Source organism: Lentibacillus amyloliquefaciens (assembly GCF_001307805.1).
GTDB classification, from domain to species: Bacteria; Bacillota; Bacilli; order Bacillales; family Amphibacillaceae; genus Lentibacillus; species Lentibacillus amyloliquefaciens.
Map to the genome: position 1 here is coordinate 500723 of NZ_CP013862.1, position 16196 is coordinate 516918.

13 protein-coding genes are annotated in these 16196 nt (G+C 37.1%); all 13 read left to right on the top strand.

The features are described 5' to 3' along the window. The first annotated feature begins 2 nt into the window (after positions 1-2). Positions 3-1460, top strand: a complete 1458-nt coding sequence (locus AOX59_RS02515) for an aldehyde dehydrogenase family protein (RefSeq protein ID WP_068441368.1) — start codon at positions 3-5, stop codon at positions 1458-1460. A 26-nt stretch (positions 1461-1486) separates the two neighbouring features. Beyond that, positions 1487-2248 (top strand): SDR family NAD(P)-dependent oxidoreductase, encoded by a 762-nt coding sequence (locus AOX59_RS02520; protein ID WP_068441371.1) that lies wholly within the window; start codon positions 1487-1489, stop codon positions 2246-2248. Positions 2249-3214: 966 nt separating this feature from the next. Then, positions 3215-4228 carry a LacI family DNA-binding transcriptional regulator gene (locus AOX59_RS02525; RefSeq protein WP_068441374.1) on the top strand — a complete coding sequence of 338 codons (1014 nt, stop codon included), beginning with the start codon at positions 3215-3217 and terminating at the stop codon, positions 4226-4228. A gap of 71 nt (positions 4229-4299) precedes the next feature. Then, positions 4300-5457 carry a mandelate racemase/muconate lactonizing enzyme family protein gene (locus AOX59_RS02530; protein WP_237049355.1) on the top strand — a complete coding sequence of 386 codons (1158 nt, stop codon included), beginning with the start codon at positions 4300-4302 and terminating at the stop codon, positions 5455-5457. Positions 5458-5490: 33 nt separating this feature from the next. Then, entirely contained in the window at positions 5491-6933 is a 1443-nt protein-coding gene (locus AOX59_RS02535; RefSeq protein WP_068441377.1) for an aldehyde dehydrogenase family protein, read from the top strand. Positions 6934-7002: 69 nt separating this feature from the next. Further along, positions 7003-7827 (top strand): lyase family protein, encoded by an 825-nt coding sequence (locus AOX59_RS02540; protein WP_082684100.1) that lies wholly within the window; start codon positions 7003-7005, stop codon positions 7825-7827. A 27-nt stretch (positions 7828-7854) separates the two neighbouring features. Then, complete coding sequence (locus AOX59_RS02545; RefSeq protein ID WP_068441383.1) at positions 7855-8409, top strand: lyase family protein; 555 nt, start codon at positions 7855-7857, stop codon at positions 8407-8409. A 19-nt stretch (positions 8410-8428) separates the two neighbouring features. Then, positions 8429-9190, top strand: a complete 762-nt coding sequence (locus tag AOX59_RS02550) for an SDR family NAD(P)-dependent oxidoreductase (protein WP_068441385.1) — start codon at positions 8429-8431, stop codon at positions 9188-9190. Positions 9191-9212: 22 nt separating this feature from the next. Next, a complete protein-coding gene (locus tag AOX59_RS02555) occupies positions 9213-10316 on the top strand; it encodes a type 2 periplasmic-binding domain-containing protein (RefSeq protein WP_169792849.1) in 1104 nt (367 codons plus the stop codon). 357 nt (positions 10317-10673) lie between these two features. After that, complete coding sequence (locus tag AOX59_RS02560) at positions 10674-11999, top strand: TRAP transporter large permease (RefSeq protein ID WP_068441390.1); 1326 nt, start codon at positions 10674-10676, stop codon at positions 11997-11999. A gap of 21 nt (positions 12000-12020) precedes the next feature. After that, positions 12021-12545, top strand: coding sequence for a TRAP transporter small permease (locus AOX59_RS02565; protein WP_068441394.1), 525 nt, complete (start codon positions 12021-12023; stop codon positions 12543-12545). A gap of 447 nt (positions 12546-12992) precedes the next feature. Next, positions 12993-14228, top strand: coding sequence for an IS91 family transposase (locus tag AOX59_RS02575; protein WP_169792847.1), 1236 nt, complete (start codon positions 12993-12995; stop codon positions 14226-14228). Further along, the gene (locus tag AOX59_RS02580; protein WP_237049353.1) at positions 14203-14457 is read left to right on the top strand and encodes a hypothetical protein; all 255 of its coding nucleotides are present in this window, start codon (positions 14203-14205) and stop codon (positions 14455-14457) included. Before AOX59_RS02575 ends, AOX59_RS02580 begins: the two co-directional genes overlap by 26 nt. Positions 14458-16196: the final 1739 nt, after the last annotated feature.

Below are 16196 nucleotides of genomic sequence, written 5' to 3' on the forward strand. Positions count from 1 at the left end.
TAATGAATAATAAATTTAAATTAGATGGTAGAATGTTTATTAATGGGGAAAGAGTACAAGCATTTTCTAATGAAGAGATTGATGTGATAGATCCTTCAACAGGGGAAAAGGTAGCAACAACACCTGCTGGAGATGCACCAGATGTTGATGCAGCCGTACAAAATTCTTTGCATGCTTATAAAAATGAGTGGAGAAAAGTAAAGCCACTAGATAGAGCCAATATTTTATTTAATATAGCAAAAAAGGTTGATGAAAATCGTGAGGAGCTTGCTTATATTGAAAGTTTGGATGTAGGTAAACCTTATCGTCAAGCGTTACAAGATGTGGATTCAACTATTGGTTATTTTCAATTTTATGCAGGTTTAGCGGACAAAGTATTTGGTACGAGTATCCCGCTTGGAGTGGGAACAGTGGATTACACGGTAAGAGAACCAATTGGAGTTTCTGCACAAATTGTCCCTTGGAACTATCCTTTGCAACTTTCATCTCGTGGTTTTGCACCAGCACTAGCAGCAGGTAATGTTGTTGTTGCTAAAGTAGCAGAGGATGCTTCACTGTCCATCTTAAGATTAGCAGAAATTGCTTATGAAGCAGGATTACCAAAAGGAGTACTAAATATTGTTACTGGCTATGGTGCAGTAGCAGGAAATGCTTTATCCGAACATCCTGACATTCATCATTTAACTTTTACGGGTTCCTTGCCAACAGGGGTACAAGTGATGAAGACGGCAGCGAATCAAGTTACCCCAGTTAACCTAGAATTAGGGGGGAAATCGCCAATTATTATCTTTGACGATGCAGATATTGATAGCGTTGTTAATACTGCTGCTTCCGTTATTACACAAAATGCTGGTCAAACATGTTCTGCAGCTTCTCGTATTATCGTAGACAGACGTGTACAAGATGAAGTAGTTTCTAGAATAGCCGAGAAAATGGGTGCGGTACAGTTAGGACGAGGGTTAGATAACCCAGATATGGGACCTGTTGTTAGTGAACGTCAAATGAATGGCATCTTAAAAGCGATAGAAAAAGGGGAAGAAAGTAAAGCCCAAGTCGTTGTTGGTGGAAAAAGAAGTGAACAAGCAGGTTTAGAAAACGGATATTTTATTGAACCGACATTGTTTAACAATATGAAAGCAGGAAGCTTTATTGAACAAGAAGAAATCTTTGGACCTGTTTTAGGTGTTATGCCGTTTGATGATCCTGAAGAAGCTTTGGAGATGGCAAATGGAACAAAGTATGGTCTTGTTGCAAGTGTATGGGGAAACAACTTGAAGCTAATTCACCACTTTACAAATGAAATTGAAGCTGGACAAGTGTTTGTTAATGGATACGGAGCAGGTGGTGGAGTTGCTTTACCATTTGGTGGATATAAGAAGAGTGGTTTTGGACGTGAAAAAGGAGTAGAAGCATTACAAAATTATACCACAGTCAAAAATATTTGGATTAATTATTTATAAAACAAAATTTCTAGGGAGGTATTAACATGGAAGGATTTAAAAATAAAACAGTAGTTATTACAGGTGCGGGATCAGGTATGGGAAGGGAAACTGCACTTCAGTTCGCCAAAGAAGGAGCAAACGTCGTTGCATTAGATTTAAACGAAAAACCAGCTGAAGAGACAGTTGCAATGATTACTTCTGCAGGTGGTTTCGCAAAGGCGGTTGTTTGTGACGTTTCAAATCGACAGCAAGTCATTGATACAATTGATCAGATTGCTGAAGAATTTGGAACAATTGACGTAATGTTTAATAATGCAGGTGTTCCAATGGCACCAACTAAAACAGATGAAGTAACAGAGGAACTTACAAATCTGTTAATAGATGTAAATCTAAAAGGAGTGTTTTTTGGCATTCAGGCGGTCATGCCATATATGCAAAGACAATCTTCAGGAGTTATTATCAATACAGCATCAATCAATGGGGCCAGACCTCGTGCATTTAATAGCATGTATTCCGCGTCAAAGGCTGCTGTAATCACGTTAACAAAATCGTTAGCATTGGAATTAGCTGAATATGGAGTGCGTGTTGTTGGGGTGAATCCAGTCGCTGCGGAAACAACCATGTTGCAAGGCTTTATTGGGGACGCGGATTATGATTCTGGAAAAGAAAAATATGCTTCATCTGTTCCACTAGGAAGACTAGCGAAAGCAGAAGATATTGCCAATACGGTATTGTTCCTTGCTTCCGATAAAGCAAGCATGATTACTGGGAGTTTAATTGACGTAGATGGTGGACGGGGCATTTAAGTTTCCTCGGTAGGCAAAAAATACAACCTAATAAGAGAAGTTATTAACCAGTTTTATAACACTATACGCGCTCTCTGCTGCATCGAGCATTGACAGACCGATCATTTCAGGTTTGCTAAAATGATACACAAAAGATGAAAATCTTTAGCCAACAAATTAAACGTTGGCTAAAGCTTTTTTATTTGTCGAAAAACTACATATTTTGAGGAGTGCTGTGAAGAACCAGGAATTGATCTTAAATTGGATGACGAAAAGTAAAGATTTGCCCCATCATATACATATATTAACGCTATTGTCTGCTAATAGATTTTTACGCTTACGGCCGCTTGCTTTTTCTAAGAAACATTAAGTAATTAAGTAAGGAAAGGAAATACCAAGCTGAATCTTAGGAGTTGGAGGAAGTCCTAACCGAAAATTAATGACATTCGAATATTGGGTGTAGTTGTTTCAGAGACATCTAAGGATCTTAAAATAAGAAATATCTGAATTAATGTAAAGGTGCGGTTGAGGAGCAATACAGGATGAAAAGTTTGAAAAGTATACTTGTAGAAGTATTGGCAATTAATTCCGGACAAAATCATTCACATACTCCGAGTGTCTTTGTTAGATTGGAAATAGAAACCAATCTATTTAATTTAACAAAGTAGACGATATGCTGTCTCTTTCAAGACGGATCCATTTTACACTTCAAAGCCTGCATAACGTTTTTTCATCACGCAAACAACCACTTCAAAAAAGGTATATTATACCACTAAAAAATGGTCATCGTATCCATATCTCGCAATGGTGCTGGAAGTCGTTCCGCTTATTACCCCCTCAGTAGAATATAATTTTGGTATATCCCAGATCTGAATTAAGAAAAATAAAAAAAGTCTTAATTTAATGTTTACAATATTTCATTAATGATTTATACTATCAATATGGAAACGTTTCCGATTCACCTTGAGCTCAAAGGAGGTGGTTGTATTGAAAAGAAACATAACTATAAAAGATGTAGCTCACCATTCTGGTTTTGGTATTGGAACAGTCTCACGCGCAATTAATTCTTCAGAAGGTGTAAGCCAAGCAACTAGAGAAAAAATTTTAAAAAGCATTGAAACATTGGGGTATAAACCAGATCATATTGCGCAAAGTATGCGGTCACAAAAATATAAAAATGTAGCATTTTTTGCGGATATATCCAATCCTGTATTCGCTCAAATTGCAAAAGGTGCTCAATTAGAATTAGAACAACTCGGTTATACATTATCCTTATGTAATGTTGGCGATAAAGATGTAGGAGATAAGATCTTATCCTTCCTCGAAGTAAGAAAGTTTGATGGAGTTATTTTATCTACTCCACGTGAAGATGATTGGAAAATAAATAAGGCACTATCAGAAATTGAACTTCCAATTGTCACAATTAATCGGGATGTTCCAGTTCTACCTCCAGGAATTACAACTGACTATTATAGCTCAGTTAAAAAAGCCATTAATTACTTGCTTCGACTCGGGCACCGTGGAATAGTATTAATTGGTGGGGATAAGGGTATTAGGCCTACGAGAGAAGGGATACGTGCATATCACGACGCTTTTAGCGAAAATAATTTAATTATTGATGAAGAGCTGATTAAAAGCGGAGTTTTTACTAGCGAATCAGGCAAAGAAATATTTTTGGATTTATGCCCTTATATCAAAAATAAAAAAATCACTGCGATATTATCCCTTAACAACCAAATGTTTTATGGCATTTTACAAGGGATGAAGGAGAAGAATTTGAATTATCCAGAAGATGTTTCACTCATAACATTTGAGGACAGTGAGTTGTTGCAACTATTATCCCCCCCTGTAACAGTAATCCGCAGGCCAATTCAAGAAATGGGAACAAAAATTGCGAAGGTTTTAATGAAGTACATTCAGGAGCCTGAATTATATGGAAAACTAGACCCGGATACAATTCCTACAGAATTTATCATTAGAGACTCTTGTAAAGCAATTTAATTTTTATCGTAAAATGGAAACGTTTCCAATATAATACGAGAGTTTATATGACTAAAGAAGGAGATAGCATAATGATTGAAGCAGAAAAAAGTAATCTTAATAAGTTGACATCAAGAATTAAGAAGATTGATGTTATACCCATTAAAATGCCCTTAAAGAAAGTCTTTAAAGGAAGCAATTATTTTATGACGCACAGAGTTACCGTGTTGACCAGAATTACCACAGAGGATGGTATTGTAGGCGAAATTTATAACGGTGATGAGATGGATGACTTAGAAGCTATTGTAAAAATGATTAAAGATAATATGGCCCCTTTACTTATTGATGAAAATATATTTGATGTTAAGGCTATATGGAAGAAGCTTTATCCATTTTCTTTTGATATCTTGGCAGACAGAAAAATCGCTTTAAATGCCTTGGCTTGTATAGATAGTGCAGTTTATGACGCTATTGGGAAAAGTTTAAAAATGCCATTAGTTAAATTGTGGGGAGGGTTGAAGTCGGAACTTCCAGTCATGTTAATTGGCGGCTATTATACAGAGGGTAAAGATGTTGATGAACAAAAAATAATAGAAGATATTGAATCCTATAAGGAAATGGGGGTTGCAGCATGTAAATTTAAAGTGGGTGGAAGATCTCCGGGAGTTGATATTGAAAGAGTGCGAATTGCCCGTGAAGCTGCAGGTGATGATTTTATTCTAGCTGTAGATGCTAACCAAGGTTGGGACAGAAATGACGCACTAAAATTCGCCAAAGGTGTAAGTGACCTTGATATACGGTGGTTTGAGGAACCTTGTCGCTGGAGCTACGATAAACAGGCAATGAAAGATATTCGAATGATGTCTGGCATTCGGGTCACTGCTGGTCAAAGTGAAGATTCGCCAGCAAATTGCATTGAACTAATGACGAACGGATCAATTGATGTATGTAATTTTGATGCAAGCTGGAGCGGGGGGGCTACTCCGTGGAAACAAGCTGCACAAGCTGCAGAAGCACTCGGTTTAGAAATGGCGCACCATGAGGAGCCGCAAATTTCAGCACATTTGTTAGGGTCGACCATAGGCAGCACATTTTTAGAAGTGTTTCATCCTGATAGAGATCCCATGTTTTATAGCATCATTGAAAATCGAAACCCTTTTAAAAATGGATACTATGAAATTCCTAAAGGCCCAGGGTTTGGCATTGAGCTTGATAGAAGCGTAATAAATAAGTTTAGGATAGACCAGTAATAGCATATATAAAGTTGAATGGAGGTAATTCAAATGAAGAGATATAATCTTTTTATTAATGGAGAATGGACAGAAAGTAATTCAGGAAACACATTTACGTCTTTGGATCCTGCGACACTAGATGTTGTGGCTGAGGTTCAAAGGGCAGATGAAACGGATGTGGATAAAGCTGTAAAATCAGCAAAATCAGCATTTAACTCTACTGAATGGAGTGATATTTTACCAGCTGAAAGAGCTAAACTATTATTTAGGATGGCGCAGCTTTTGAGAGAGAATAAGGATGAATTTGCTGAATTAGAGACATTAGATGTAGGGAAACCACTTTCCCAGTCGTTACTCGATGTAGAAGTAGCAGCAAAGTATTTTGAGTATTACGCTGGTGTAGCTGACAAAATATTTGGAGAAACAATTCCGGTAAGGTCAGATGTAGTGGACTATACCATTAGAGAACCATATGGTGTAACTGCGCATGTTGTTCCGTGGAATTATCCGCTGCAAATGGCATCAAGAAGTATAGCTCCAGCGCTTGCCTCAGGAAACACGGTTGTCGTTAAGCCTGCTGAAGATACACCGATCACAGCTTTAAAGTTAGCAGAGCTTTCTTTGCAGGCGGGTTTTCCCAAAGGTGTATTCAATGTTGTAACTGGTTATGGAAATGAAGCTGGTGTTTATTTAACATCTCATCCAGAGATAGATCATATTACTTTTACGGGATCTGTACCGACAGGAACTAATATTATGAAAAGCGCTTCTGAAAATATAACTTCCTTAACATTAGAACTGGGAGGGAAATCTCCACATATAGTGTTTGAGGATGCAAACTTACAAGAAGCTGCGCAAACTGTGTTTAAATCTATTACCCAGAATGCAGGACAAACATGCTCCGCAGGGTCAAGATTAATCATTGATAAAAATATTGAAAATGATTTTCTGGATAAATTAGCTGAATTAATGGAAAACATCGAGGTGGGTCCAGGAATAGAAGATTCGGATATGGGGCCAATTGTTTCAAAGAAACAAATTAATACAATTCAACATTATATGGAAATAGCTAAAGAAGATAATGATGAAATTCTATATGGCGGCAACCCTATTGAGGGCATGTCTAGTGATCTTTTTTTCAAACCTACTATTATAAAAGCGAATTCATCTAAAAGTCGTCTAGCAAAAGAAGAGGTATTTGGTCCAATCTTAACGGTACTTTCGTTCGATACAAAAGAAGAAGCATTAGAAATCGCCAACGATACTGAGTATGGATTAGTAACTGGTATATGGACGTCCAATATTAATAAAGCTTTATGGTTAGCTAAGAAAGTAAAATCAGGACAAGTTTTCATTAATAATTACGGAGCAGGCGGCGGAGTAGAAATGCCATTTGGCGGCTACGGTAAAAGTGGCTTTGGAAGAGAAAAAGGTTTGGAAGCCTTAAAGTATTATACCCAAACAAAAAATGTTGCTATTAAATTTGAGGGCTGAACCATTTTATTTTACCTGACTTAAGTAAACATACCTAATACTAGTGAGTATTTATGTTAAAGAAGTGAAATGTTGAATAATCAAGGAAATGTTAATTATGGTATTTTTCTCCCGCTTTTAAATGTCTACGGTGATCAAAAAACTATAGATTGTTTTACGCAAGAAGCTATGTTTGATGGATGGCTTAAAGCGGAGTCTGCATTGGCCCGAGCTGAAGCTGAAGAATCTATTATTCCTGTTGAAATGGCTGAAAAAATTGAACAGGCTGCTCATATTTCATCATTAGATTTAAAGGACTTTTGGGAAGAGACACGTAATGTGGGCTATCCCATTATACCTTTAGTTAATAGATTAGCAGAGGTTGCAGGCGAAGCTGGAAAATACGTTCATTGGGGTGCTACGACTCAAGATATAATGGATACAGGTTTAATTCTTCAAATAAAGTCAGTATTAAATCGATTGGAACAACTCTTAACTGACTTGGGCAATGCTTGTGCTACTTTGTGTGAGCAACATGCTGAAACAATACAAGCCGGGAGGACACATGGCCAACAAGCAGTTCCTATTACTTTTGGTTTCAAGGTATCTGTTTGGTTGGAGGAAATTCAACGCCATTATCTTCGGTTACAGGAAGTGAAGAAACGTTTGCTTGTTGGGCAGCTATCAGGTGCGGCTGGAACTCTTGCAACTTTAGGGGAAAAAGCGCCGTTTGTAAGAAAACGATATTGTAATTTATTAGGATTGAATGAACCTCAGGGACCTTGGCATGTTGCTAGGGATATTATTGTAGAGTTTTCCAATATGGAGGCTACAATAAGTGGAACTGTTCAAAAGATAGCAAAAGAAATAGCGAACTTGGCAAGCACAGAAATTGGAGAAGTTTTTGAGTTCTAAGGAGAGTATAGAGGTGCTTCTTCAACGATGCCACAAAAATCAAACCCTATTAGTTGTGAGACAGTTATTGGGTTAACAAGTATAAGTATAACGATAGCTCAAGGAATGTATGGCGCGATGACACCGGGTTATGAAAGAGCAACAGGCGAGTGGCAAATTGAATGGGACACTCTACCAATAGTTTGCGCAGGGACGGCTGGTTCTCTTTCACTTATAGTGGAAATCACACGTAATTTATCAGTGAATAAAGAGAGAATGAAAGAAAACTTAGAATTGAATCAGGGCTTAATTATGTCTGAATCTGTAATGATGTTATTAGCTGAAGAAATTGGGAAGCAAAAGGCGCATGAGTTAATGTACAGGTTAAGTAAAAAATCGAGTACAGAAAACAAAAAGTTACAAAAGGTATTAGAAGAAGATGAAACCGCAAGTAAATTAGTCAACTTTGAAAAAATTAGAAGTGCTCTTAACCCCACAGGATATTTAGGAGAAGCCCCTGATTTAGCAAGGAAATCGGTTGTGAATTGGGATTCACTATTTCCTGAAAACGGTAGAAGTGGCAGCAAGGGTATTAATTATTAAAAAATATGGAGGGTAACAAATGAGTAGATTTGAAAACAAAACAGCAGTTATTACAGGTGCAGGAGCAGGTATGGGACGGGAATCGGCGCTCAGATTTGCAAGGGAGGGTGCTAATATCGTAGTTGTTGACTTAAAAGAGCAAGCAGCACTAGAAACTGTAGAATTAATAAAATCTGAAGGTGGTACTGCTATTGAAGTGGTTTGTGATGTTGCTAAGAAAGAACAAGTCACTAATTTAATGGAGACTGCAAACAAGAAGTTTGGATCAATTGATATTTTGTTTAATAATGCCGGAGTACCAATGTCAAGTATACCGACTGAGGACGTAACTGAGGAATTAACTGATAAATTGATTGACGTTAATTTAAAAGGAGTATTCTATGGTATTCAGGCTGTTATCCCGTATATGAAAAAACAATCTTCTGGGGTAATTATAAACACAGCTTCAATTAATGCAGTTAGACCAAGGCCGCTAAATAGTATGTATTCGGCAACAAAAGCTGCTGTTATAACTCTCACTAAGTCCTTAGCGCTTGAGTTAGCGGAACATAATATTCGTGTGGTTGGCATTAACCCCGTAGCATCTGAAACTGGCATGTTACAGGGATTTATAGGGGAAGGAGATTACAATGCAGGAAAACAAAAGTTTGCTTCCACTGTTCCATTAGGGAGGCTAGCGAATCCAAAGGATATAGCAAATAGCGTTATTTTTCTAGCCTCTGAGGATGCTTATATGATAACAGGAAGTTGTGTAGATGTTGACGGAGGAAGAGGGGTATAAAAATATACAGGAGGTTAGAATAATGAGAAACAAATTTCTAATATTGTGTTGGTTAACTTTACTGATGGTTGTTGCAGTAGCTTGTAGTAATGATAGTGATGCAAAAAATGATGGCGAATTTGATTTAAGAGCGTCTACAGCATTTAATAAAAATCATGTCATGTTCGGTCACGCTGAATCATGGATGAATGAAGTCGAAGAACGAACCGATGGTAAGGTTCATTTCGAAGTATTTACTTCTGAAGAGCTTATAGAAGCTGGAAAAGAATATGATGGATTAAACTCGGGGTTAGCAGACCTAGGTGTCGGAATGCTTCCTGGGTATGATCCACAACGATTTCCTCTAACAGAAGTAACACTTTTACCATTAACAGAAACATCATTAGATATAGCAATGGAAGCATATCTAAACTTATTTGAAAGCGACGTTGAACTTCAAGATGGTAAGACATTTTATGAGTTGGAATGGGAAGACGAAGGGATAAAAGCTTTGCCGGCAATTATTACTCCGGAATATCTTATGTCTTCAACTGAGGATCAAATAAATAGCAAGGAGAACATATCGAATTTAAAACTAAGAACCGCAGCCCGGACGCATGATTTTTATGCTGAAAATATTGGAGCAAACACTATTTCTATGCCCGCTACGGATATGTATGATGCATTAAGTAGAGGTGCCTTAGATGGAAGTTTTTTGAGCATTGCTGATTGGAATACCTATGGATTTAATGAGCTTTTAAAATCAACATTGGAAGGGGTTTCATTAGGTCACTATGCAGGGGTAACAGGTTTTACACAAGAACAATGGGATGAATTCCCGGAAAATGTACAAGAAATAATGGTAGAGACTAATAAGGATATGCTTCCAAAGGAGATTGAAAAACTTAAACAACGAACAAAGGAAAACAAAAAGAGTAACTTAGAACAAGGAGGCAAGTTTGTGAATCTAGATGACTTGGATCCGGATGTTCAAAAGTTATTAATAAGTGGATTAGAAAAGACATGGAAAGATTGGATAGATGCAATGGAAGAAGAAGGCCACCCTGGTTTAGAAATTGCGCGTTTATGGAGAGATTTAATATTGGAGGCCGGTGGCGATGTGCCCGAAGGAGTTAAAGAATTATAATTCCATTTAAAAATTACACCCGGAAGAATCAATTTAGTCGTATCTCCACTATTTAGTATGGTGTAGAAGGTTGTTCAGGGAATTTCTGCGAAGAGGTGGGCTTGGTAGTATTGAAGGGTAAGCCTATTTACATTGAAACTAAGGGTTGGCTCGTGCGATCATGCCCGCGGAGGCTCCGTGAAACCGATTAATATATCTTTTGGACTGGCGCCGACACTAGCGAGGAGCAGTTTAAATTTAATTTTAATTATTAGATTATTAGGCATCATTCTAATTTTTTTAAAACAATACTAGATTGATGCCTGGTTATCTTTTATTTATAGTTTTCAAAAATATTTCTTAGCGAGGTGATGTTTGATGGGGGAATATACTGTAATAATTATTGTTTTGATTCTTTTCGCTATACTACTTATCTTTGGTCAATATATAAGCTCTTTACTTATTACTGTTGGGTTGATAGGAGTATTTTTATTAGAAGGCCCAAGTTTGGTAAGTGGATTTTTACTGACCGATCCATTTACCAGAGTCGCGAGTTATACATTATCCACCGTTCCATTATTTGTCCTAATGGCCCAGTTTGTACTTAAAGCTGGTATTGTAAAGGATTTATACCACATAATGTACAAAGTCTCAAGAAATAGTTCGGGCTTATTAGGAGTGTTAACAATTGTATTGGGCGGCCTGTTAGGTGCGGTTTCTGGTTCTGGTACTGCTTCTTCTGCCGCATTGGGACAAGTTGCAGAACCAGAATTAGCTAAAAGAGGATATGGAAAAGATTTGGCAGGTTCAGTGGCTGCAGCAGGAGGTTCGTTATCCGCCATAATACCACCGAGTATTATTATCATTATATATGGTGCAATAACGCAAACTTCAATAGGCGATTTATTTATAGCCGCGGTAATTCCATCAATACTGATGGTGGCAATTTATTCTGTTTACACTTTAATGAATTTAAATATATCCAAAAAGAAACAAAAAAAATCAATAAAAGATCAATCTAAGTATTACGGTGAGATAGAAGACACTCAAGGTATATTCAGATATATTGTTGCTTTTTCGACAGGACTACTCATTGTATTTACTATATTTGGTGGTATTTACTTTGGAATCTTTACTCCTACAGAAGCTGCCGGGGTTGGAGCGCTTGTGAGTTTTATCGCTGCTTTATGTCTAAGGGTTGTTAATATCGAATTTATTAAAGCGTCCATAAAGGACACTGTTAATGTTACAACTATGACAATGTTAATTATGATAGGAGCACAACTATTTGGTCGTTTTTTATCTGTTTCGTTGTTGCCAAGAAAGGTTATTGAGTTATTAGGACCGTTAGTAGATTATCCATTTATTATTATGATGATTATATTTGTTATTTTCTTTTTTCTATTTATGTTTATTGAAGGTTCGGCCGTTATTGTAATGACTGTACCCATTGTATTGCCGTTAGTAACATTAGTTGGTTTTAATGAAATTTGGTTTGGGATAATACTTTGTGTGATTTGTTCAAGTGGATTGCTTACCCCCCCTGTTGGATTAAGTGTATATGCAGTATCCGGGGTTACTGGAACACCTATTAATTCATTATTTCGCCACACAACAATATATGCAGTGCTCGTCTTGTTTATAGTAGGAGGATTGTTAACTATTTTTCCTCAACTTGTTACTTGGCTACCAGCTAACATTTAGAAGATGAGAGGGGTTTTTAACGTGAAGCTGATAAATATAATCATAGCCATACATGAATGGATAAAAAAATTATTTCTTGTTATAAGCGGAATTGCATTAGTGGGGATGATGCTATTTATATCTCTTGATGTGGGTTTACGTAATATAATTGGATCTTCTATCCCAGGCAGTTATGAATATGCTGAGAATTATTTTATGCCATTTATAGTTTTTCCTGCATTGGCTTTTGTCTATACGACCGGTATACTACCTAGAGTCTTGAACCTAGTATCTAAATTTCCAAATCAATTTCAACACAAAGCTAATTTATGTCTAAGGATAATAGACCTAATTATCTTTACTCTGATATTTTATTTTTCTTTAAAATATGCCATAGATGGAACTATTCAAGGTAAGGCCTTTGTAGCGGGAGGGAATTTGGTGCCACTTTATCCTGCTCTGTTCATAGCACCTTTGGGAGTATTTGTTCTTCTCGTTGAGATCATAATTGAAACTATAAAAGACATTAAATTTAAACGATTATTTCCCGATCAAGTTGATGAATGAAATAGCTTCAAAAAATGTTATGGGAAAGTTTTAGAAAAGATAAGGAGTTTACGGATTCATTATTCCATGGAATTTCCAACGTTGATGCTTTCGGAATTTTCGACACCAGGAGTAGCCGCTGGAATACAATAAACAAGGAAGATGCAATGCAAGCTATTAAGGCTGCAAGAGCGGCGTTTGATAAGGGCCCATGAAAAAATTACCTAGGCAGGGGACAGGGCTACCTGCTGGTTTGATGGAAATGAATAAGCAAAATCTTCATTAAGATAAAATATAGGATATTAATACACTAAAACAAAATATCAGCCAGAAGGATCTTAAATAAAAAGTAAAAAAACCGGGTACTAGCCAGCCCGGTTTTTTTGTTGTTTAGGAAATTATAAAATTTGATATCTGTGGATAACTTTTATGGTAAAATACAAGCAACAAATAGAGGAGAAGAAAAAGATGAAAAAAGGGACAGGTGTTATTAAACAAATTTTAAAAGAACATTTCGCCGGGTTTTGGGAGCTGCACTCTGGTCATTTCCCTAAAGCCTATCGCAGTCATATTAAAGAAACTGTTGAGAAAACCATTCGTTGTGGTACACGCGATTTAGGTTTTGCTCGATATGAATGTTTAGGCTGTGAAGGAAATCCGTCTCCGAAATTTGTTTATTTCACCTGTAAAAGCAGGCTCTGTCATCGTTGCGGAAAGAAGTATACAGATGATTGGTCGGATAAGCAGCAGGAAATGGTTTTTGATGTAACGCATCGCCATATGGTGTTTACCATTCCAAAAGAGTTAAGAAACGTCTTTTACCATGATCGAAAAAAACTTAATGAGTTAAGTAAGCAAGTTGCCGAGGTCTTCCAATTTCATAACTACCAAAAAAGTAAAAAGCGAGACTTTCGTTCAGGTATTATCACCGTCATTCATACATTTGGTCGAGATCTAAAGTTCAATCCACATATTCACGCATTAGTGACTGAAGGGGCGTTGGATAATCAAAATGAATGGGTCAACAACGGGTATATTCCGTATGAGTATTTAAGAAAATCATGGCAGAAAGTTGTATTAGACTTACTAAAAAAGTGGTTTCCTTCAAATCAATCGGTGACAGATCTTATCAACGATTTGTATAAAAGATATCCAAACGGATTTTATGTGAACGCCGAGAAGAAGATAACGAATGCCAAGGGAGTTGCCCGGTACATTGGCAGATATTTAGCTCGCCCCGCTATTGCAGAATATCGCGTAGATGGTTATGACGGAGAAAACGTTCATTACTGGTATGAAGATCACAGAACGGGAAAACGAATTGATAAACGAATTTCCGTCTATCGGTTCATCTTTGAAATCTTACAACACATACCACCTAAACACTTTCGGATGGTAGGTCGCTTTGGGTTGTACAGTAGAAGATCGCATCGTAAAGCCCGGCAGATTTTAAGTCTTCATTCATTCATGCGAAGCAAACAAATTACATGGCTTCTAGAAAAGAAGCGTCAAAAGAAAACATATCGTCAACGGATGATGGAAGCATTTGAAAAGGACCCATTTAAATGTCCCTGCTGTCATAGAGAGATGGAACTTGTAGGTATATGGCATGCTGGCTATGGGTGGATCTATCATTACATGGAAGAAAGTGAAAGGGACAGAAGGAGGAAATACGGTATTGGCAAACCAAAGAAAGCAGGATGAAGCCTCATTCGAAATAGATAAGTGGTTGGATGAGGAAGACCCATTTGGGTTGGACGAAGACATAGAGATTGTCTTATTCAAATGCTTAGACTGTAACGGAACCGATGAAGTTCCAGAATATATCATCGGTGAATTTAGTGTGGATAAAAATAACGAAGAAGATGTGGAGCTTCATTGCCCGCATTGCAATGGCACTATGGTTAGAGCGAGAAACATCCCAAGTGATTAAACCTTCACTTGGGACGTGAGTTAGTCGCGTCAGCGATTTTGTTCGTGTGCCCCACTGTTGCACAGTCTAGGTGGTTCGAATCCACACGCTAACTTTTTCCCTTTTAAGTGTCGTAGCCTAAGCAAGGTCCTCGTCCTAAGGGGAAGCAGGATCGACAGTGTCCTCTGCGAAGAGGAATCTGGAAGGTCTGCAGGCAAAGTCCATTTCAGAATAATATGTGAACCAGAGGTGGCGGCGATGCTGGGTGATCCGCCCGAAAAACGGAGAAACCTGTGCCACTGTGACTGTAGGAAAACTTGAAAAAGGGGAACGACCTACAGGGCTCATCGACGTGATTAGGGTCAGGATGGATGGAACTGAGTGTGTGATTACTGGGGAAATCACTGTAGACTCCTATCGGTAAACAGTAAACATCGATAGATAGGGGGGTATAAGCCTAAATGGGGAAAGATCAATAGGCAAAGAGTCGAATCATTTCTATGTCCAGTATAAGGGGTACGGACTATAGTCACCCCCTAAATTTTGTCGTAACGACTATTGCTCCATATTAGAGTGGTAGCTTACTATTTGTAAAATAGGGTAAGCATCAAATAAACCTTACCTAACAGGTGAGGGATTATTTGATGCTTAGTTCTGTATGAAAATTTGTCCATGAAGTTTATCACCATTCCACTTTATGTTAAACATTCGAAAGTAATCCAAGTTTTTTTATTTTATAATAAAGACTTTGTCTCGAAACTCATAAAATTTCACCTGCTTTTGTCATATTTCCTGCAGCTTGTTTAAGAGCGTTTTTTATAAGTTTTGTTTCCAGCTGTGTCTTCTGCTCTTCTAAACACTTGAAAAAAATAGGAGAATTGTTATCTGAGTAAGTACTATTATCTGCCTGTAATATTGAAGGATTAATGTTTTAAATTCTTCCTGTAATGCACAAAGAATGCTATGGATTAGAGTATGCATTGAAAAACTTTGGGACGTTTCGGTATATTATTAATAAATATGATATTTTTGATACTTTGCGATAATTAAACGGTAATACAATGAGATTTAGAGTTAAATGGTCACAGCATTGGTAACATATCCATCGAAATCAACTGAAATAAGGTATAACACTCCAATCAATTATATTCCGAGATTACCTGAATCAAAGCGTTGTATGCACATATTAAAATGTAATAAGATGCCCCAGGTCGGTTTCCTAAGCTGTATGTTGCAGGTGCTACCCCATCCTAAGTAGCTACTTCTGAAAACAGTACAACAAGGGGTACGATTATTTTTTGTCCTTGTTGTACTACAAAACTATTGAATCAAACTGATTTATCATTCTCCGAAAGAGTATCTTAAACTTTATTTTGGTTCATAGTAAGTAATGAGCTGTTTTTTAGGCTTATTGTTGTTATCACGCTCATCAATGTTATGAATGATAAATGGGTAAGGCTTGACAATTGATGGAAAGTTCCTTTTAAAAGCTTCTAGGGCATTCGAAGAATAATTCCTAGATTTGATTAAATGCTGCAAATGCATATACATTATAAAGTTAATATGTAACTTGTGATTAGGATTAGATATTGTATGGGAAATCACTTTAAATTTTTCAAAATCCTCGGATGTAAGTCTTCTGTAGAGAAGATTAGGGTTTATTTTTATGGAATTAAAATATAATGTTGTTTCAGCCTCTATTTTTATCATATTGTCACCTTAATTCATCTTAGTAGGAACATTGTATCACATAAAAATCA

What these genes read in the sequence shown, in the direction of transcription:
- AOX59_RS02545 (WP_068441383.1), top strand. Translation starts at nt 7,855, where the DNA reads ATGCCACAAAAATCAAACCCTATTAGTTGTGAGACAGTTATTGGGTTA.
- AOX59_RS02515 (WP_068441368.1), top strand. Translation starts at nt 3, where the DNA reads ATGAATAATAAATTTAAATTAGATGGTAGAATGTTTATTAATGGGGAA.
- AOX59_RS02550 (WP_068441385.1), top strand. Translation starts at nt 8,429, where the DNA reads ATGAGTAGATTTGAAAACAAAACAGCAGTTATTACAGGTGCAGGAGCA.
- AOX59_RS02540 (WP_082684100.1), top strand. Translation starts at nt 7,003, where the DNA reads ATGTTGAATAATCAAGGAAATGTTAATTATGGTATTTTTCTCCCGCTT.
- AOX59_RS02530 (WP_237049355.1), top strand. Translation starts at nt 4,300, where the DNA reads ATGATTGAAGCAGAAAAAAGTAATCTTAATAAGTTGACATCAAGAATT.
- AOX59_RS02575 (WP_169792847.1), top strand. Translation starts at nt 12,993, where the DNA reads ATGAAAAAAGGGACAGGTGTTATTAAACAAATTTTAAAAGAACATTTC.
- AOX59_RS02555 (WP_169792849.1), top strand. Translation starts at nt 9,213, where the DNA reads ATGAGAAACAAATTTCTAATATTGTGTTGGTTAACTTTACTGATGGTT.
- AOX59_RS02560 (WP_068441390.1), top strand. Translation starts at nt 10,674, where the DNA reads ATGGGGGAATATACTGTAATAATTATTGTTTTGATTCTTTTCGCTATA.
- AOX59_RS02535 (WP_068441377.1), top strand. Translation starts at nt 5,491, where the DNA reads ATGAAGAGATATAATCTTTTTATTAATGGAGAATGGACAGAAAGTAAT.
- AOX59_RS02520 (WP_068441371.1), top strand. Translation starts at nt 1,487, where the DNA reads ATGGAAGGATTTAAAAATAAAACAGTAGTTATTACAGGTGCGGGATCA.